We start from the raw sequence: 19447 nt of genomic DNA on the forward strand, positions 1-19447 counted from the left end.
TATCCCGTTTTCTCCACAGATGCAGTTTCTGTTTCTTTTTCCCGGATATCTTTCCTTTTATCTCCAGGTATTCGAAGACAATTATATCTGCATGGTTCTCTTTTGCATATTTTGTAACTGCTCCTGCAATCTTCCTGCCCAGTTCTATATTCAGGCGTTTTGCATAAGCCCATCTGCTCTTTGCCTGTACAGATCCATGTTCTCTCTGGAATCTCCGTATCCGTCCCAGCACACGGTACATCCGGTCTTTTTCACTGTGGAAGTTGATAAACTTTCTTCCCAGGACAGTTCCATCCGACCGCATAATGGTACAGACTGCATCGGTATTGATTCCCAGATCCACACTGCAGATGATCTGTTCTTTGGCTGGTATTTTCGCAAGTATCACATCTTCTGTATAAGAAAAACGCAGAAAATATTTCCTGTGCCTTTTCTCCAGTGTCGGGGCAGATGCCTTTTTCCCGGACCAGTTCTTTCTCAGATACTCCATGTCGGTATGACTCAACCGTACATGGAACCACTTCCAGTCATGTCCATCATATAATTTCAGATAAGCAGCGTCCTTCCCGCCTTCATCCTCCCGGTACATCACATCACGGTAAAAAACCGGCATAGCATGGTTCTCATATACAAGTCTCGGTTTTCCTTCTAACCGGTCTGTTTTCTCCCACAAACCCAGTCGGGTTTTGTAAGAAGACACACTTCCCAGGGCATTCTGGATAGATGCCCTTCTCAGATAGGAGGGCATCTTTGGAAATCGAATATCAAAATCAAAACGAGCCTGATTCTTTTTCGTTGTATGTATCAGGTGTTCTGCTTCATTGAAACGTTTCTTTGTTCCCGGGATCCTTTCCAGCTCTTCCCATACCTGTGCATAGACCTCTGTCAGATAGCTGACTGCAGCCCTGTAAACATCCAGTGTCTGACGAATCGGGATATTCTGTTTTCGTAATTCTACGCCATAGCTGGATATTATCTTCACAGTTGCTTCCTGCCTTTCTGACTTGTACTGGCATAAATAAGTCCTATTTGTTCCTTCCTATTCTATTATAACTCTTTTTAGGTCCAATAAAACTCCCTTTTATGTTTTTTTGTAAAAAATTTGCGCGCCTAACTCATCACTGGAAGTAACGAGAATGCGGCGCGCAGTTATTCAACAGTTCAACATGTACCTGCTCATTTTAGAATTGGATAAAAAAAACAGATAAGTGCTGTCACTCACCTGTCTTTGACACAATCACTCTTCATCGACAAAAATCCCCACAGCTTTCACCGCGGGGACTGAAATGTGTCTTTCTGAATTTTCTACTCATACAGAATATAAAATCTACTTTATTACCTCATCGGGTCCATCGTTCCAATTTTTCTGACATATGCTCTGGCAATACTCGTGACAGATTATCGGTCAAAGTACTCATGCTGCTCTCAATTTTACTTATCTGTTTCTCTAAAGAAGCTATCTTTTGATAGATGGAGTTGATTTCGTTTTTCTTTTTGTCAATTGAATTCTGGGCGTTGTCGCGTTCAGTTTTTGCCTGTTTCAGTGTCTCATCACTTACTGTTCCTATAAATCTTCCAATAAGTAACTCTATAATTAGACCAATAATTCCAGCAGGAACAGCAGCTAATAACCAAATACCAGATATTGCAATAGCAAACAGTATTATCCCCCCAAACACAATTATCACCAAAACACACTTCAGTATATCTCCTATACTCAATGTTCCCCAAACCTTGACCCAGTCAGACATACCGCCAAAAAATTCTCCAACCGCAGCCCATCGTCCACCAAATCCATATCTATAGACTATATACAAAAACAAAGATATTGTAATAATCCATGCTATAGTAGTTAGTATCTTGTCTGCCTTGGCATCTTTGTCTATCAGTTTAGTACGTTCTTCTATAGTCCCATGCAATGTATTTATTTCATCTTGCTCTTTTGAAATTTCATCCTTCATAAATGCCACAGAACTTCTTAAGCTGCTCAGTTTTTTCTGAATAACTTCCTCTGCATTTTTTCTTGTTGCGTCTTTTTTGGCTTGCAGCTGCGTCTGACGATACTTTTTTTTCAGATCCTGTATCTTTTTCCGATTTTCGTTATTGAGTTTTTCTATTTCCTTTTCAGTATTGCGGGATATTTTCCAGTTTTTTGCCAGCTTCGCAGAAATCTTGGACAGTGTTCTATGCTGTACATAATCCATTGTTCTGCCATGCCCGCATTCTGTACAGATTTCTGCTGTATCTTTATTTTCCTTTTCACAACGTATACATTTCCACATGTGCCTTTACTCCTTCGTTTCTCTTGCCGAATGCTGTATCATTTACAGACAATTATACATGCACAACAACATTACTTCAATATGTCCCTTCGCATTTTCCAATATCCGCTTCCTGCATCGAGAAAAGAATCCAATAGCTAAATCGATGCTGATTTTCCAGAAACCTTGTGAGTATGAGCATTTTAAATCGGTCATTATTTCAAGAAATGATCAATATCAACTTTTGTAAATGATCGTATGATTGGATAGTCTGTTTCATGTTCCGGTTCCTGTTCCTGCGTGTACCAGATGCCGCGCAGACCACTGTTGCATGCACCTTCCACATCTTTCTTATAATTATCACCGATGAATGCACACTCAACTGCCTGTACGCCGGCTTTTTCCACGCAGATCTCAAAAAGGTGTGGATGTGGTTTCTCAACGCCGGCCTCTTCGCTGCTGACCATAAAATCAATATATGGTGCAGCACCGAGGGATTCCAGTTTCTTATACTGGATATAGGCAGTCATGTCGGTTCCTGTTCCGGTGCGGACACCGCGTTTTTTGAGTTCTTTGAGGAAATCAATCACTCCAGGGACCGGCTGTGACTGACGGATCAGGGTGTCCCAATATGCATGATACATATTGCGGGCATGTGGAAAGACTGGTTTTTCCCAGAGTTCAAGCATCCCCTGCGTGCGGAGCAGGCGGTTATGGATCGCTGCTACATCGCCGCCGATCCTGTCGATCATGATCTGTCCGGCTTTTTTGTAGCATGCAAGAGTTTCTTCCGCTGACTTTCCAAACGCACTCTCACAGTAGTCGGTGAGGGCTTTCATTCCATAAATGTGGTTTTTGTCATAACTGTACAAAGTATTATCAATGTCAAAGATCACTGCTTTTATGGAAGGTCTGGCACCTGGAGTGCTTCCTTCTGGCGAATCCGTTACTTTTGGTGTCTGGATCAGATCCTCAAATTCGATCTGGAGACCGACTGTGATCTTGCACAGAACACCAATAGATGGATTTGCCTGACCTCTTTCGATCTGTGCCAGCATACTCTTGCTGACTCCTGTCCTTTCAGCCATCTGATCGAGGCTCATGCCTCTGTACTGACGGAATCTCTTTAAATTTACTGCTACATTATTTGATAAATAGTCCATGATCGTCATCTCTTTCTCTTGTGTGGTATCTGCGGATCATCCATTTCCGCTACAGGTTTCTTCCTTTATCTTACCTTATTCTTCTGATTTTGACTATACAAAAAATGCCGGCATGTGTCTGTTTCGGGCAGACATATGCCGACATTTGCTTTATTCTTACTATGAAATCTTACTCTAAGATATGCTCTCTTCCCATGGATATAATCATTCTGACATGGTCATCTGCCAGGGAATAAAAGATGGATTTTCCCTCTCTTCGGTTCTTTACGAGCTTGTTCTGCTTAAGGATGCGAAGCTGATGGGACACTGCGGACTGGGTCATATTCAGGACTTTTGCCAGATCGCAGACACAGACTTCGGATTCAAACAAGACAAATAGAATACGGATACGGGTAGAGTCTGCAAAAACCTTGAAGAGATCTGCCAGATCATAAAGTTCTTCTTCATCCGGCATGGTCTCATTCACGATCTTAAGCAGATCTTCGTGGATTTCCTGGCATTCGCAGGTTATTTCTTCTTTCTCTTCTGCCATAAACAGTCTCTCTTTCTTATAATTTCTTTTTACAGACGTTTTACAAAAAGGGTACGGATCGCATTCAGGACTGCAAGCACCATGACTCCGACATCTGCAAAGATCGCTACCCACATGTTTGCAATACCAACTGCACCCAGGATCAGGCAGATCACTTTGATACCGATCGCAAAATAAATATTCTCATATACGATACGCATACATTTCTTTGCGATACGGATCGCCTTGACGATCTTCATCGGGTCGTCATCCATCAGGACCACATCGGCTGCCTCGATCGCAGCGTCGGAACCCATAGCTCCCATTGCGATACCGATATCTGCTCTGGAAAGTACCGGTGCATCGTTGATCCCGTCACCAACGAAAGCGAGTTTCTCTTTTTCTGATTTCTTTGCGAGAAGTTCTTCTACTTTGCTTACTTTGTCAGCCGGAAGGAGTTCGCTGTATACACGGTCAACGCCAAGTTCACCTGCAACCTGCTGTGCAACTCTGTCAATATCACCTGTCAGCATGACGGTTTCTTTGATACCGTTTTTCTTAAGGTTTGCGATCGCATCTTTGGAAGTCGGTTTCGGAACATCGGAGATCAGGATGTGGCCTGCATAAGCTCCGTCGATCGCCACGTGGATGACGGTTCCTACCTGATGACACTCTACTGCTTCTACGCCGATGCGCTTCATCAGCTTAACATTTCCGACTGCAACCGGAGTTCCGTCTACTTTTGCTGTAACACCGTTGCCGCTGATCTCCTCTACATCTGTCACGCGGTTCTGATTGATCTCTTTGCCGTAGGCAGTTTTGAGGCTGCGACTGATCGGATGTGAGGAAAAGCTTTCTGCAAGTGCTGCGTACTCGAGGATTTTGGACTGTTCCATGGTGTTGTGATGGACACCTGCTACTTCGAATACACCCTTGGTCAGAGTACCGGTCTTGTCAAATACGACGTATTTTGTCTCGGACAGAGTCTCCAGATAGTTGGAGCCTTTGACCAGGACACCTGCGTTGCTGGCCCCGCCGATTCCGGCAAAGAAACTCAGCGGGATACTGATCACAAGTGCACACGGGCAGCTGATTACAAGGAAGGTCAGTGCACGGTAGATCCACTGGCTCCACATTGCAGGATTGTGAAGGATCACAAGGTTTACAATCGGCGGCAGGACTGCAAGTGCGAGCGCACCGTAGCAGACTGCCGGGGTATAATAGCGGGCAAATTTGGAGATAAAGTTTTCGGATCTGGATTTACGGGAACTGGATTCCTCGATCAGTTCCAGGATCTTGGAAACGGTAGATTCATCAAATTCTTTGGTTGTTCTGATCTTGAGCACGCCTGTCATGTTGATGCAGCCGCTGATGATCTCATCACCTGGTTTTGCACTTCGCGGAAGACTTTCACCTGTCAGTGCACTGGTATTGAGGGTTGTGGTTCCTTCTACGATCACACCGTCGAGCGGGACTTTTTCACCTGGCTGTACGACGATGATGGAACCGATCTCAACTTCATCCGGGTCAACTTTTTCCAGTTTACCATCGTTTTCGATATTGGCGTAGTCCGGGCGGATATCCATCAGTTCGGTGATGTTGCGGCGGCTCTTGCCGACCGCATAGCTCTGGAAAAGCTCGCCGATCTGGTAGAACAGCATAACGGCTGTGCCTTCTTTGTAATCCTTCAGAAGGATTGCTCCGATAGTTGCTACTGCCATCAGGAAGTTCTCGTCAAATACCTGTTTGTTACGGATTCCCTTGAATGCTTTGATCAGGATATCATAGCCGATCACAAGATATGGGATCATGTAAAGTGCAAATTCCAGATAGCCGTCAACTGAAAGCACGGACAGTACTGCGATCAGTACGAAAGCTATGATGATGCGGGTCAGCATTTTTTTCTGCTTTTTGTTCATGTTCTCTCCTCCTTCACCCATTTGATAAAGATGCCCTGCCGCATCCGCAGCAGAGCATTCTCATTGTTCTTATAAGTAGATCTCGCAGTCATCTTCAACTTTCTTGCAGTTCTTGAGGACTTCTTTCATAACGCTGTCCGGATCCTGGCCTTCTTCGAATTCTACTTTCATTTTGAGCATCATGAAGTTTACGCTTGCATCCTTAACACCTGCTGTGTTCTTGGCAGCTTCTTCCATTTTGTTTGCACAGTTTGCGCAGTCAACTTCGATTTTGTAAGATTTCTTCATAGTGGTGATCTCCTTTTTCTTCATAGATGTTTTATTCACGTTTTCATATGAACACTTATTCATATGTTTGATTGTATTATACCATCTTGTATAGAAATGTCAATATGTTTTCGCAAAAAAAGAAACCACCGGGAACGGAATTTTATTCCGTTCCCAATGATTTCCTGGTTTTCTCAATCTTTTACAAATACTGCGACTGCTTCCGTCCACACGGTTTCGCAGAACTGGTCTACACAACAGGCTTTCTCAAGACGGTAGCCTGCCTGAAGAAAGGCTTCGAGGTCTCTGGCGAGGCTGGTAGCTTTGCAGGAGACGTAGACGATGCGGTTTACACCGTAGGAAAGGATCTTCGGCAGTGCTTTCGGGTGGATTCCGTCGCGCGGCGGATCAAGAACGATCACGTCCGGTTTCTCGGTCAGGTCATCGAGGACCTTAAGAACGTCACCGGCGATAAATCTGCAGTTATCAAGACCGTTGAGTTTCGCATTCTCTCTCGCTGCTTCCACGGCATCTTCCACGATCTCGACACCGATCACTTCTTTTGCCACCGGCGCGAGGAGCTGGGCGATCGTTCCGGTTCCGCTGTACAGGTCAAAAACTTCCATTCCACTGGTATTCTGGATGTAGTCTCTGACAACGTTATAAAGAACTTCGGCTGCCAGTGAGTTCGGCTGGAAGAAAGAAAATGTACTGATGCGGAATTTCAGCCCAAGCAGTGTCTCATAGAAATAGTCCTGTCCGTAAAGAATCCTTGTCTCATCGCTCTTGACCACGTCAGAAAGTGAATCGTTGATAATGTGCATGATCCCGACGATCCTTCCTTCCAGCGGCAGTGCCAGAAGCTGTTCTTTGAGTGGTTCCAGATCGTATTCTTCCTGGCTGGTAGTGACAAGATGTACCAGGATCTCGCCGGAGGTCACGCCACGTCTCAGCATCAGATGGCGGAGATAGCCCACATGCTGGAGTTTACGATAATAGGAAGCACCTTTTTCCTGAAAAAATGTGCGTACACAGGTCAGAATATCTGTCATATCCTTATGGACCAGTCTGCAGTCATCCGTGTTTAAGATGTCATAAGTGCTGCCCTTCTTGTGCAGACCGAGAGAAAGCGGTCCGTCCTTGTATTCATCACCAAAGGAAAATTCCATCTTGTTGCGGTACCCAAATTCGATCGGGCTTCCGTGGATTCCTTCCCATTCAAAATCAGCCTTACCTTCTGCGTCTGTCTGTCCGCCCTGGATGAGTGCATCTTCCAGAAGCTCACGGATCTGTCTGTCCTTCATCTCAAGCTGATTCTCGTAGGACATTGTCTGGTACATGCATCCGCCGCATGCAGGAAAGTTGCTGCATACCGGCTCTCTTGTCTCAAGCGGGGATTTCTCCAGAACTTCCATGATGCGTCCCTGCGCCCTGCCGGAGCGTTTCTTCTGGATCATGAACCGTACATTCTGACCCGGGATTCCGTTCTTGATCAGGACTTTCTGATCATCCACCTGGACATAGCCTTTGTTTGGAAAGTCTACTTTTTCTATAATGCCTTCGTAAATTTCACCTTTTTTCATTTCACTTATTCCTTATCTTACTTTTATATTTACAGTAAAACAGCCCCGGTTATCTGCCGGAGCTGCTCAAAATCCAAGTTACTGTTCACCGTAGCCTGCTTACTCTTCTTCGTCCTCGAAATAATCATCAAAGTCGTCGTCGAAATCTTCTTCAAAATCCTCCAGATAATCTGGTGTGAAGAAGCGGTAAACTGCAAATGCGATACCTGCTACTGCTGCAACTGCACCGATGATTGCCAGCACCCAGAGAACTGTGTTTTTCTCTTTTTCTTCTTCTTTCTTGTTCAGGGTAGAGAGTAATTCCTCGATTTTGGCATTCATGTTTAAATTATTCAGATTCATTGTACGCACCATCCTCTCGCTCGATGTCAATTTTTATAGAACATAGTATATCACTATTCTGAAATTTTTACCATATGTTCTATAAAAAAGTTACTTCAAAAATCCGCGAAAAATTCTCATCCTTTCTCCAGAAAAGGTGCACTGCCTATCTTACTGCCTATCTGAACCTTTGTCTCCACACCTTCCTGTGAATTCGTCAGCAGATCCTGATCTGGAACCACGCATCCTTTCTGCGTCATATAAATGATCGTTGACCCGCCAAATGCGAAGTTCCCTTTCTCCTGACCGCGGTCCACATGGTCACATACCGGGTGGTTTTCAATCTTTCCGACCATCAATGCACCAACTTCCATCATCAGGAGCGTTCCGAAATGCTCGGACTTCATAAGTGAATACTCCCGCGTATTTTCCTTATAAATAGAATATACATCATTCGCGGCCGGATTCACTGTATGCAGAACCCCCGGTATCCTCCTTCTCACCGATTCCCTGCCACTGTCGACATAGATATAACGATGATAATCATCCACACTGAGTCGGAACACCCACAGATATCCACCTGCAAACCGCCTCGCAAGTGCTTCACTCCGAAGAAGGCTTCCTGCCGTATATCGTGTATGCTTGATCGTAACTTCTGTCTGCTCACTGACCGGATAAACACTCAGCCGACAGTCACATGGGCTGATAAAATGTGTCTCGTCCATATCTATCTCGCGAGCACCCTTTCTGAGTTTCCTTGTAAAAAAGTCATTATAAGAACGATATCTCCGCGGCTCATAATCCTTCATATTGATTCCGGCTTTTCTGATAAAAGGATCGATTGCCAGAGTAGAGATCCCGGAATCCAGAAACCTGCCGCCAAGTTTCGAAACTGACGGTGACACCAGCGGCTTCAGCAGACATCTCCCCGCTGCACTTCCATAAAGCTTCTCCAGGAATTTATCCTGACCGGTGCTTTCCTCCCATTTATGCCCCTGACGGTCTGCCGTGTATCGCATGGCTCAGGCTCCTTTCAGTTTTTGTATTCTGTAAAGATTATATTTTGCCCACCATCCTTCTTTGTAGAGAAGGATAAAAAGAACTGCCACAGCCACAACTGCTACCAGTATGACCAACTCGCGGTTTGTCGGCTTGCGGAAACGGAAATCCAGGATAAAAAGGAAGCCCACCAGAAGCATTGCAAAATGGAGGCATCCGAGAAAATAACGGAATCCCGGGAAAAACACCGAAACCATAAACAGAAGCGGCATGATCACAGACATGGATGTGATCGGAAGTCCCTGATAATATTTACGGTTCTCGCTTGTCTCGCTCTGTCTCTTTTCTTCCATTACGTTAAAATATGCCAGCCTGATCACGCCTGCCACACCATAAAAAGCAAGGATCATCAGACTGTAGATCTTGCACATTCCAAGCTGGTATCCCAGAATGATCGGAAAAATGCCAAAACAGACAATATCGCAGAGGGAATCGATCTGAATCCCAAAAGCCTTCTCATCATCTGTCCGGTTCTTTTTTGTCCGGGCGATCTTGCCGTCAAACATATCACATAATCCTGAAAATGCAAGGCAGAACACTGCCAGCGGCAATTTCCCATCTATTGCAAAAAACATGCCCATGATCGAAGAGATCAGGCTTATGTACGTTACCACTACTGTATAATCATAAAATCCAATCATTCATACTACCCCTGTTTTTCATTTGTTTTCTGACCTATCGTCAGCTGCGCTATTACTGTAAAAAACGCACTGATAAAGAGTTCCCCATAGTATCCCAGTCCCCTGCTCAGTACCATTCCAGGAAGCAGAAGGCTTCCAAAAACAGGCACAAAAATATTCAGGAACAGTGTCTCGCTGATTCCCATTCCTCCCGGAAGGGGTAGCATGTCAACAGAAACAGAAATCACCGCCTGCAGAAACAGGACCGTCCAGAATCCCGTTCCACTGAGCGAAAAAGCCCGGTACACAAACCAGGTGACCGCAAACAGAGCCATTCTCTGTGCAAACGTGATCAGGATCACATGAAAGATCACCCGCGGATGAGTTCTTAAATACGCAGCAGTTTCTCTGTAAGTATCCATAGAATCTTCCAGCTTCTTAAGTCTGCTGTGTTTTTTGCGGACAATATGCAGTTTCTCCAGGATCTTAAGACCCTTTACCAGAAAGTTTCTGGCAAGATCCGGATGAAACACTAGCACTGTCATGAACGTAACACAAAAAATATTCAACGCCAGTCCCAGATAAAAGATCGGCAGGATCCCGGTCAGATAGCGATGCAGAAAACCTCTGCCAAAGACCGCGATCCCGACTCCGATCGCCACCAGCACAAACTTGTAAGTGATCGTAACGATCATCAGGATCACTGTTGCCACTGGGATTGAAATCTTTTCTTTCTTCATATAGTAGATCTGCATCGGCTGTCCGCCGCTTGCAGACGGCGTGATACAGCTGAAGAAAAAACCTACCGATGAAAACAGAAAACAGACTCTTTTCCTGAGATGGATCCCATAGGAACGCATCATATACCAGATGATGATCGATTCACCCCATATAAAAAAAGCTACCAGTGCCACTCCCGGCAGAAGCCAGATCTTGTCTGCGCTCTGAATCGCATCCATGACTGCCCCCAAGTCCTCTCCATGAAAGACACCATAGATCGTCAGCCCAAATACTACGACCAGAAATATCGTATTAAAAATTATCTTTTTTGTTTTGTTCATACGCAGCTTACCCTTCTGTAATCTTCAGGATCTTTTTCTCGATCCTGCTGCCAAGTTTCTCATAGATCCTGTACAGTTGTGTCTTCCTTCCGATAAAGAAACACAGTTCTGCCAGAAGAATACCGCCTGCCACATCAACGATCACATGCTGCTTCGTCAGAAGTGTCGATGCAAATACAAGGACTGCGATCACCATGGATACTCTCTGATACCATACCGGAATCTCTTTTCTTCCGCGAATGCCAAGATAGCAGAACCAGCTCACAAGACAGTGGATAGACGGGAACAGGTTATCTGCCGCATCTATGGAATACAGCCAGAGTGCTGCCTGGTTCCATAAGCCACCGTCTGTGATCAATGGTCGTGTATTTGTTGTGGGGTATGCAAGAAAAAAGCCAAGGCAGATACATCTTGATATAAAATCCCCTGTAAAAAACTGGTACACACTGCGTCGCTCCTGCCTGGCAATCAGAATATAATTGACAGCCCAGAAAAGATAGCAGCCGAAATAGATCACAAGAAACTGCGGGACAAAAGGAAGGCTTCTGTCCACGCCGGTCTCGATATTGTGGTGATACCATCCGCCTGCGATCATTCTGGAGCCGGAATAAACAAGACAATTAAATACAAAAGAAAAAATAAGTGGAAAGACTCCATAAGCCGGGAGTATCCTGGTGATACCTTTCATAACTTTCTTCATTATATACTCCCTTCATCTTGCTCATGTAAACAGTATATCATCCTCGGACCGGGTAAGCAACCAAAGTCCGAAAACATTAAGAATTCTTAAGAAAAAGGTCAGATTTTCTTCAACTTTGCAAATCCTGCAAACATTTTTTTGACTCCGACCTTGTCAAAATCTACGGTTACTTCATAATCTCTGCCGCCTTCTACGATATCCCTGACGATACCAACGCCAAATTTGATATGACGGACGGTGTCTCCTACGCCGTAATCCAGTGATGCCGCCTTGGTGACTTTGAAGTTCTGTGCTTCAAACGGTTTCGCGCGGAAGGTCTGACGCATCTGCATGTAGCTGTTCTTAGGGGATGGTGTCTCCTGCATGGACGGCTTATGTTCCTGAATGGTCGTTCCAAGCTCTACCAGCTCCCTCGGAATCTCACGGACAAATCTGGATACTTTGTTGTACTGTGTCTCTCCGCGGACCAGGCGCTGGCGGGCACTGGTCAAGGTCAGTTCTTTCATTGCTCTTGTGATCCCCACATAGCAGAGCCTGCGCTCCTCCTCCATATCTGTAGGATCATCTGAGAAGATACACATGCTGCTCGGGAACATTCCATCCTCCATGCCTGCAAGGTAAACATACGGGAATTCCAGTCCCTTGGCACTGTGCAGAGTCATGAGCAGAACGTAATCCTGATCCGGATCTACTGTATCAATATCTGCGATCAATGCGATCTCCTCCAGGAATCCGGAAAGTGTTGCTTCTCTGCCCTCTGCCTTCATTGCTTCCTCATAGGAAACAGTCTTGGAGATCAGCTCGTCGATGTTCTCGATCCTTGCTCTGGATTCCTCTGTATCCTCTGCTTTGAGTTCATCCACGTATCCGGTGAGGCCGATCACTTCTTCCAGGATCTCTGTAACGCTGTATGCCTGTGCCTTGCTCTTGAGTGACTGGATAAAGGTAACAAATCCCTCAATCTTGTTCAGGCTCCTTCCGATGGATGGAACTTCCTCTGCCACTCTCAGAGCATCATAAAAGCTCACATTCATGTAATCCGCATAATCCTGCACACGTCCTACAGTCGTTGCACCGATTCCTCGTTTCGGTACATTCAGGATACGTCTGACTGCCAGATCGTCTGCGGAGTTATCGATCGTCTTGAGATAGCAGAGCAGATCCTTGATCTCTTTACGCGCGTAGAAGTTGATCCCTCCTACGATCTTGTATGGGATATTTGCCTTCAGGCACTTCTCTTCAAACAGACGGGACTGTACATTGGTTCTGTAGAGGATCGCACACTCTCTGTAATCTGCCAGATGTTCTCTCTTTTTCTTTGCAATATCTCCGATCACGTATTCTGCTTCCTCGAATCCATTCATAAACTGGCGGAAGTGAAGTTTCTCTCCCTCTGGATTCTCTGTCCAGAGACGTTTCTCCTTACGTGCTGCATTGTTGGCGATCACCTCATTCGCCGCATTCAGGATGTTCTTGGTGGAACGGTAGTTCTGCTCCAGGCGGATCACTTTCGCATCCGGGAAAACCCGCTCGAATCCAAGGATGTTGCCAATGTTGGCTCCGCGGAATTTGTAGATGGACTGGTCATCATCACCTACTACGCATAAATTCCCGTATCTCGCCGCAAGAAGGCTCACGAACTTAAACTGTACGGTGTTGGTATCCTGATACTCATCCACCATGATATAGCGGAATTTCTCCTGATAGGACTCCAGGACATCCCCGCAGTTCTGAAAAAGCTCTACGGTCTTGACCAGCAGATCGTCAAAATCCAGGGCATTGTTGCTCTTGAGTGCAGCCTGGTATTCGCGGTAGACCTGGGCTACTTTTTTCTGGTTAAAATCTCCTCCTGCATTCATCTCCATCTCATCCGGTGTGATCATCTCGTCCTTGGCATGGGAGATCTGTGCAAGAAGAGACCTCTCCTTGTATTTCTTGGTGTCGATATTTAATTTGCGGCAGATCTCCTTCATCAGAGTCTTCTGGTCATCGCTGTCATAAATGGTGAAACGATTGTCATATCCAAGCCTGTCAATATAGCGGCGCAGGATGCGGACGCAGGTAGAGTGGAAGGTCGCAACCCAGACGCTCATTCCATCCGCTCCTGTCAGCTTATCCACACGCTCTCGCATCTCCTGTGCTGCCTTGTTGGTAAAGGTGATCGCAAGGATGTTGAATGGATTCACGCCCTTGTCAGCGATCAGGTGGGCGATCCTGTGTGTCAGCACTCTCGTCTTGCCGGAACCTGCTCCTGCAAGGATCAGAAGAGGCCCCTCTGTATGAAAAACAGCCTCCTGCTGAGGCGGATTCAGTGTGTCATATATACTCATTTAAAAATTTCTCCTGTTTCTGTTAAACGTTCATAAGTTATCTGTGTCGAACTGATGTTTTACGGTCTTTTTCTATTATACATGAAAGTCCCGGGAGGGTAAAGGAAATTCCTTCGACAAGGATAAGATTCCCACATTGCCAGCTTTTCGCCATATAATGCAAAAACAGAGAAACCAGTCTGCCCGGTCTCTCTGTCCTGTAAAACTTAATATGCAGTTCGTTTATTTCGCTGTGATGTGGTAATTCCAGCTCTGGTATTCTTTCTTTGCCTCTTCCAGAAGAATACCGCCGTGCATAAGCGCACCGCCCGGATATTCCACTCCATTTACCAGATACATCTGATTTTCTTTAAGTCCGCGGAGTCTGATCCTTACTCCCGGGTCGTTTGCACGTACTCTGGATGCCACGACACTTACAAGCGCTTCGTTTCCGTCTTCACTTACAAACTCCCATGCCGCGTAAGGGCCTTCCTCCATCGCATTGGTCAGTCTGTAATAATCTCCAAAGTGGATCACATCATAATATTTCTTAAATTCCTCGATCTGACCACGGATCTGCGTTTTTTCTTCTTCTGAAAGTTTCGCCGGGTCCAGCTCATATCCGAAGGTTCCTGCCATCGCTACGGCTGCTCTTGTCTCAAACGGTACGAAACGTCCTGTCTGATGGTTCGGGCAGGCGGATACATGAGATCCCACTGCGCTGACCGGATAAGCAAATGAAGTTCCATACTGGATCTTCAGACGCTCGATCGTATCGGTGTCATCGCTGCACCAGATCTGAGAAGTATAATGGAGCATTCCGGCATCAAATCTTCCGCCGCCTCCGCTGCAGCCTTCGATCAGCATATCCGGATATCTCTTTCCGAGTCTGTCCAGAAATTCATACAGACCAAGAACATAACGGTGCGGAACCTCTCCCTGGCGGTCTGCCGGAAGTGCTGCACAGTAAATATCACTGATGCTTCTGTTAAAATCCCATTTCAGATAATCGACATCCGCTTTGTCCAGGACCTTGGTCATCTCATCAAAGATATGATTTCTGACATCTTCTCTGGAAAAATCAAGCACAAGCTGGTTACGTCCACGGTTCGGTCTTCTGCCCGGCACGGTAAACGCCCAGTCCGGATGTGCACGGTAGAGGTCACTGTCCTCTGATACACATTCCGGCTCGTACCAGATACCGAATTTCATTCCAAGACCATGGATGCGCTCTGCCAGCTCGCTTAACGTGCAACCTAATTTCTTCTCGTTTACCTGCCAGTCTCCAAGACCGCTGTTATCATCATCTCGTTTTCCGAACCAGCCATCGTCCATGACGAACAGTTCCACACCGCAGGAAGCTGCTTCTTTCGCCATCTCGAGGAGTTTTTCACCGGTGAAATCGAAATAGGTTCCTTCCCAGTTGTTGATGAGGACCGGTCTGCGTTCCAGTTTGAACCTGCCTCTGCATACATGCTCACGGACTGCCTTGTGGTAGCAGTTTGACATTTTTTCGAAGCCCTCTGCGCTGTATACCATCATGACTTCCGGTGCATGGAAAATCTCGCCTTCTCTCAGAAGGAACTCAAAATTTTCCGGATGGATCCCCATGATCAGTCTGGTCTGGTCAAACTGGTCTTTTTCTGCTGCTGCGAGGAAGTTTCCGCTGTACAGAAACGAAAATCCATAACACTCTCCTGAAGTTTCTGTCGCATTTTTATCTGCCAGCATTACAAATGGGTTGTACTGATGGCTGGATGCACCGCGAAGACTTCCGACAGACTGCACGCCGTGGTGGATCGGAGTTCTGGAAAGCTGTCTCTCCATCTCATGTTTTCCATAAAAAGTCATCCAGTCCCAGTCTCCATACGGCTGGTCCAGGCAGAGGGACATCACACGCTCAAGCTGAACCGGTGCCTGACCGTGGTTTTCCACGCTGACACTTCTTGTGATGACATCCAGGTCTTTCACAACTCCATAGTACAGTTTTACTCTGACATCCTGCACATCATCACGAAGAGTGATCACGAGAGTCTCTGCCTCGTTTTCGTCTGCATACATTGCCGGAAGTCCCGGAATGGAATATTTTCCCTTGATGATCTCATAGCCTTCATAGCGAAGTCCCAGAGTTCTTGTTCCATTATCATAGCGGATATCGAGTGCACTCTCACGATAGTCTCCGCTTCCAAAAGAAGAATATTCCTGCGGCAGAGTATCTGTGGAGTATGTCCTGTCCCCTGCTGCCTCGTCCGGATTTCCGGAAAAACCGTGATCTCTTCTCTGGATCAGATAGGAGTAATCACAAATGTCTGTTTTTCTTCCATAGTAGGTGTGAAGCAGGATTCCTTTGTCGTCCGCTTTCATCTGGTACATGCTGTTCTTTGTGCACAGGGTGAACAGTCTGTTTTCTTTGTCAAATACGATTGCCATAGATGTCTTCTCCTTTTGATAAGTTCATGATTAAGTTTATTTTACCGCTCCATTGACAACACCGTTAAGTATCTGCTTCTGGCATACCAGATAGAAAATCACAATTGGTATCAGTGCCAGCAGGTAGGATGCAAAGGCGAGGTTATAATTTGTTCCAAACTGTGTCTGGAAATTCAACTGTGCAAGCGGAAGTGTGTTTTTACCGGTTCCGGACATCATGACGAGTGGGGTCATAACATCATTCCATGTTCCAAGTGCAGTTAAAACTGCCACTGTCGCATGCATTGGCTTCATGATCGGGAAAACAATACTCCAATAGGTCTTCCATGTACTTGCACCGTCTACTTTTGCAGCTTCTTCCAGTGCCATCGGAATATTTTTGAGATAACCGGAATACAGAAGAAGATTCATTGGCATATAGAATACCACATAAAGCACGATCACACCAACCCTGTTTCCGATTCCCATCTGAGAAGTCTGTTTTACAAGCGGCATCATCAGGATCGCGAATGGAACGAACATACCGCTCACGATATAAAGATAAGAAAATTTATAAAATTTGCTGTTTGCCATGTTTCTTCCGATCGCATATCCGGCAATAGAATGAATCAGAATGGCAAGTACCACTGTCACAATTGTGATCAGCAGAGAGTTTCCAAGAGAATTCCAGAAATCTGTGACTTTCATTGCTTCTGTAAAATTCGAAAAGCTCCAGGAGGACGGCAGGGAAAGTGCTCCTGCAATATCATTTGTCATCTCGGACGGCTTTTTGAATGCAATGATCACTGCCATATATAATGGAAAAAAGATCGTGATACATCCAAGGATCAAAAGGATTGTAACCGGCCAGTTGGTTTTGCCTGGCATCTGACTGTTCTTTTTCATTATAACTGTTCCTCCTTTTTATTCATAAATGTAAGCTGGAATACAGAAATTGCAACAATGACTACGAAGAAAAGTACTGCATTCGCACTCTGGAAACCAAACTGTCCTCCATCCATTCCGTTTCTGTAAATAAGATAGGAAATAGACTCTGTACTCTGTGCCGGACCACCCTTTGTCAAAGACATGATCTGGTCGAATACCATGAGGAAGTTTTTCATGCAGAGAACCATATTTATGGTAAAAAAAGGAATGATCAGCGGAAAAGTAAGGTTTTTGAACTTGCTCCATCCGGTTGCACCGTCGATCGCGCCTGCCTCATAAACATCCTCCGGAACGGTCTGCAGACCTGAGATATAGATGATCGTGTTCATGGCGATTGCCTGCCATGCTGCAACAATTACGATTGCAAACCATGCTGACTTTGTGCTCGCAAGCATACTGCTTTTGAGAAATCCAATTCCCAGGTTTTCTCCGATTGTCGGGAGAATATATGTGAAAATAAAACTGAAAATATAGCCTACAACAAGTCCTCCGAGAACATTCGGGATAAAATAGATTCCACGGAGTGCACTTTTTGCACGGATCTTGCTGTTCAGACCAAGTGCAAGGATCAGACTTATCACATTGACAATGATCGTTGCCACGATTGCAAATTTAAACGTAAACAGATAAGATTTTCCTACGCGTGCATCCTGAAAGAGGTCAATATAGTTTCTGAGTCCTACCCATTCGTAACTTCCATATCCCTTGAAGTTCGTAAAGCTGTAGATGAAGCCTTTGATCAGCGGCAGTGTATTAAAGGCAAAAAACAGGATGAGCACCGGAATGGTGATCAGCATAAATGTACGTTTTCTTTCATTTCCTTTCATGATTCATTTCCTCCCTCTCCATGTTCTTCCTCATACTTCTGGACTTTTCGTATCAGGTCACGGTTGTAGCGTATCCAGTCTTTATCGAATTTCGCAAGGAAGCTGTCTGCGTCACCATCCATAAGATAGGTCTGGATCATTGCATCTACGGCCATTTCTGACGGATAATGGTGATCCTGGTAGTCTGTCATTTTGTCGTTTTCGATGTATTCTTTCACGCCGTCAAGCATGGACGGAAGTTCAAAGTCACCTTCCTTGCATGGAACTGCATTCTGCTCGTCCAGGTAAATCTGAATATTTTCATCCTCAAGCATAAATCGCAGAACTTCATAAGCGGCTTCTTTATTTTTGCAGTCCTTCATAACCGAAAATTGAAGGTCTACACCAGAATTCAGCACCTGTTCGTCTGCATTGTCATTTGCCGGAAATACGAAGGAATCAATCTGCATATCCGGATTCACAGACAGAATCTGCGGAACTGCGTAACTTCCGATACAGTACATTGCAGATTCCCCTCTTGCAAAAGCAGTGCAGGCATCGTTGTAGCTGAATGCATATGGATCATTCTGTGCATATGGAAGCAGCTGGATGATCTTGTCGGCAAGCTCTCTGTATTCTTCTGAAAAAGTTGTCGTTCCTTTGTTGACCTGCTGGCAGACATCTGCCGGTGAGAGGTCACACGCCATGGCATTCCACGGTGCAAGACAGGTCCATGTATCCTTAAAACCAAAGTACAAAGGAAGCTGTCCTGAAGCCTGGATTGTATCCAGAAGTTCTATGAATTCATCCCAGGTTGTCGGGATCTCCCAGCCATTTTCTTCGAACATTTCTTTGTTATAAAGAATTCCTGCTGCATTTGCCACATACGGGACTGCGTAAGTACCATCTTCCGGAATAAATTCCAGGTTTTTATCGATATCTAAGTAGGACTGTTTGATGTCTTTCAGACCATCAAAATCTGAAATATCCACCAGCATATCAGAATCCAGGAAATTGGAATAGTTCACATCTCCACCAATTCCAATGATATCCGGCTGATCTTCCTTGATAAATCTTGTCTTGAGGATTGTCATTGCCTCATTCGGTGATTCAATCGTCAGTTCGATGTCATCATGGGTTTCGTTAAATTTCTCTTCCATCTTTTCGAAGGCTTTGACTGCCTCCGGTTTGTACTGAACCATTTCTATCTTTGTTTTGCCGTCAGAAGTTTTTGAGGAATCTCCACATCCGGCAAGAGCAAGTCCTGCTCCCATAAGAACGGTTCCTGCAAGAATTAATTTTTTCTTCATTGCACTTCTCTCCCTTCCTGTTTTTTCTTTTATTACTACGGCCATAGTATTTTGGATCCTGAACGGATTTCCATCACTCTTCATCTAAAATAATATCATCTGGACTTCTTTCCGTAAATATTCTCATGACAGCACTTTTATACCTTTATTCGTTTTTTAAAGAATAAAGTTGAAGTATAGACTCATTATGGTATATAATA

The 19447-nt window shown here is 45.2% G+C and carries 17 protein-coding genes; all 17 read right to left on the bottom strand.

Annotated features, from left to right (window positions below; all coding sequences use genetic code 11):
• On the bottom strand, nt 1-982 hold a 982-nt coding region (locus tag DWX28_RS05175; protein WP_243002344.1), incomplete at its 3' end, for a transposase.
• 358 nt (nt 983-1340) lie between these two features.
• Nucleotides 1341-2282, bottom strand: coding sequence for a hypothetical protein (locus tag DWX28_RS05180; protein ID WP_118252068.1), 942 nt, complete (start codon nt 2280-2282; stop codon nt 1341-1343).
• Nucleotides 2283-2476: 194 nt separating this feature from the next.
• Nucleotides 2477-3424 carry an HAD-IA family hydrolase gene (locus tag DWX28_RS05185; RefSeq protein ID WP_243875187.1) on the bottom strand — a complete coding sequence of 316 codons (948 nt, stop codon included), beginning with the start codon at nt 3422-3424 and terminating at the stop codon, nt 2477-2479.
• A gap of 169 nt (nt 3425-3593) precedes the next feature.
• Nucleotides 3594-3956 carry an ArsR/SmtB family transcription factor gene (locus tag DWX28_RS05195; RefSeq protein ID WP_022213216.1) on the bottom strand — a complete coding sequence of 121 codons (363 nt, stop codon included), beginning with the start codon at nt 3954-3956 and terminating at the stop codon, nt 3594-3596.
• Nucleotides 3957-3985: 29 nt separating this feature from the next.
• Nucleotides 3986-5854 carry a heavy metal translocating P-type ATPase gene (locus DWX28_RS05200; protein ID WP_022213215.1) on the bottom strand — a complete coding sequence of 623 codons (1869 nt, stop codon included), beginning with the start codon at nt 5852-5854 and terminating at the stop codon, nt 3986-3988.
• Between the two features lie 69 nt (nt 5855-5923).
• Nucleotides 5924-6142: a cation transporter gene (locus DWX28_RS05205; protein ID WP_005427815.1), complete on the bottom strand. Its 219-nt coding sequence runs from the start codon at nt 6140-6142 to the stop codon at nt 5924-5926.
• Between the two features lie 173 nt (nt 6143-6315).
• Nucleotides 6316-7704 carry a 23S rRNA (uracil(1939)-C(5))-methyltransferase RlmD gene (rlmD, locus tag DWX28_RS05210; protein WP_118252069.1) on the bottom strand — a complete coding sequence of 463 codons (1389 nt, stop codon included), beginning with the start codon at nt 7702-7704 and terminating at the stop codon, nt 6316-6318.
• Between the two features lie 99 nt (nt 7705-7803).
• Nucleotides 7804-8046 (bottom strand): hypothetical protein, encoded by a 243-nt coding sequence (locus DWX28_RS05215; protein WP_022213213.1) that lies wholly within the window; start codon nt 8044-8046, stop codon nt 7804-7806.
• A 116-nt stretch (nt 8047-8162) separates the two neighbouring features.
• Entirely contained in the window at nt 8163-9044 is an 882-nt protein-coding gene (locus DWX28_RS05220) for a phosphatidylserine decarboxylase (RefSeq protein WP_118252070.1), read from the bottom strand.
• A gap of 3 nt (nt 9045-9047) precedes the next feature.
• The gene (locus tag DWX28_RS05225) at nt 9048-9725 is read right to left on the bottom strand and encodes a CDP-alcohol phosphatidyltransferase family protein (protein ID WP_022213211.1); all 678 of its coding nucleotides are present in this window, start codon (nt 9723-9725) and stop codon (nt 9048-9050) included.
• A gap of 5 nt (nt 9726-9730) precedes the next feature.
• Nucleotides 9731-10765: a lysylphosphatidylglycerol synthase transmembrane domain-containing protein gene (locus tag DWX28_RS05230; protein WP_022213210.1), complete on the bottom strand. Its 1035-nt coding sequence runs from the start codon at nt 10763-10765 to the stop codon at nt 9731-9733.
• A gap of 7 nt (nt 10766-10772) precedes the next feature.
• Nucleotides 10773-11465, bottom strand: a complete 693-nt coding sequence (locus DWX28_RS05235) for a phosphatase PAP2 family protein (RefSeq protein ID WP_118252071.1) — start codon at nt 11463-11465, stop codon at nt 10773-10775.
• 98 nt (nt 11466-11563) lie between these two features.
• Nucleotides 11564-13795, bottom strand: coding sequence for a DNA helicase PcrA (pcrA, locus tag DWX28_RS05240; protein WP_118252072.1), 2232 nt, complete (start codon nt 13793-13795; stop codon nt 11564-11566).
• Nucleotides 13796-14017: 222 nt separating this feature from the next.
• Complete coding sequence (locus DWX28_RS05245) at nt 14018-16204, bottom strand: alpha-galactosidase (protein WP_118252073.1); 2187 nt, start codon at nt 16202-16204, stop codon at nt 14018-14020.
• Nucleotides 16205-16240: 36 nt separating this feature from the next.
• On the bottom strand, nt 16241-17089 hold the full coding sequence (locus DWX28_RS05250) for a carbohydrate ABC transporter permease (protein WP_022213206.1): 849 nt from the start codon (nt 17087-17089) through the stop codon (nt 16241-16243).
• Nucleotides 17089-17958 carry a carbohydrate ABC transporter permease gene (locus DWX28_RS05255; protein ID WP_022213205.1) on the bottom strand — a complete coding sequence of 290 codons (870 nt, stop codon included), beginning with the start codon at nt 17956-17958 and terminating at the stop codon, nt 17089-17091. The genes DWX28_RS05250 and DWX28_RS05255 overlap by 1 nt, the downstream gene beginning before the upstream one ends.
• Complete coding sequence (locus DWX28_RS05260) at nt 17955-19247, bottom strand: ABC transporter substrate-binding protein (RefSeq protein ID WP_022213204.1); 1293 nt, start codon at nt 19245-19247, stop codon at nt 17955-17957. Before DWX28_RS05260 ends, DWX28_RS05255 begins: the two co-directional genes overlap by 4 nt.
• Nucleotides 19248-19447: the final 200 nt, after the last annotated feature.

Origin of the sequence: Blautia sp. AF19-10LB (genome assembly GCF_003461245.1) — a bacterium.
Lineage (GTDB): Bacteria > Bacillota > Clostridia > Lachnospirales > Lachnospiraceae > Blautia_A > Blautia_A intestinihominis.

Coding starts and splice junctions, on each gene's coding strand:
- DWX28_RS05180 (WP_118252068.1), bottom strand. CDS start 2,282: ATGTGGAAATGTATACGTTGTGAAAAGGAAAATAAAGATACAGCAGAA.
- DWX28_RS05185 (WP_243875187.1), bottom strand. CDS start 3,424: ATGGACTATTTATCAAATAATGTAGCAGTAAATTTAAAGAGATTCCGT.
- DWX28_RS05195 (WP_022213216.1), bottom strand. CDS start 3,956: ATGGCAGAAGAGAAAGAAGAAATAACCTGCGAATGCCAGGAAATCCAC.
- DWX28_RS05200 (WP_022213215.1), bottom strand. CDS start 5,854: ATGAACAAAAAGCAGAAAAAAATGCTGACCCGCATCATCATAGCTTTC.
- DWX28_RS05205 (WP_005427815.1), bottom strand. CDS start 6,142: ATGAAGAAATCTTACAAAATCGAAGTTGACTGCGCAAACTGTGCAAAC.
- rlmD (WP_118252069.1), bottom strand. CDS start 7,704: ATGAAAAAAGGTGAAATTTACGAAGGCATTATAGAAAAAGTAGACTTT.
- DWX28_RS05215 (WP_022213213.1), bottom strand. CDS start 8,046: ATGAATCTGAATAATTTAAACATGAATGCCAAAATCGAGGAATTACTC.
- DWX28_RS05220 (WP_118252070.1), bottom strand. CDS start 9,044: ATGCGATACACGGCAGACCGTCAGGGGCATAAATGGGAGGAAAGCACC.
- DWX28_RS05225 (WP_022213211.1), bottom strand. CDS start 9,725: ATGATTGGATTTTATGATTATACAGTAGTGGTAACGTACATAAGCCTG.
- DWX28_RS05230 (WP_022213210.1), bottom strand. CDS start 10,765: ATGAACAAAACAAAAAAGATAATTTTTAATACGATATTTCTGGTCGTA.
- DWX28_RS05235 (WP_118252071.1), bottom strand. CDS start 11,465: ATGAAGAAAGTTATGAAAGGTATCACCAGGATACTCCCGGCTTATGGA.
- pcrA (WP_118252072.1), bottom strand. CDS start 13,795: ATGAGTATATATGACACACTGAATCCGCCTCAGCAGGAGGCTGTTTTT.
- DWX28_RS05245 (WP_118252073.1), bottom strand. CDS start 16,204: ATGGCAATCGTATTTGACAAAGAAAACAGACTGTTCACCCTGTGCACA.
- DWX28_RS05250 (WP_022213206.1), bottom strand. CDS start 17,089: ATGAAAAAGAACAGTCAGATGCCAGGCAAAACCAACTGGCCGGTTACA.
- DWX28_RS05255 (WP_022213205.1), bottom strand. CDS start 17,958: ATGAAAGGAAATGAAAGAAAACGTACATTTATGCTGATCACCATTCCG.
- DWX28_RS05260 (WP_022213204.1), bottom strand. CDS start 19,247: ATGAAGAAAAAATTAATTCTTGCAGGAACCGTTCTTATGGGAGCAGGA.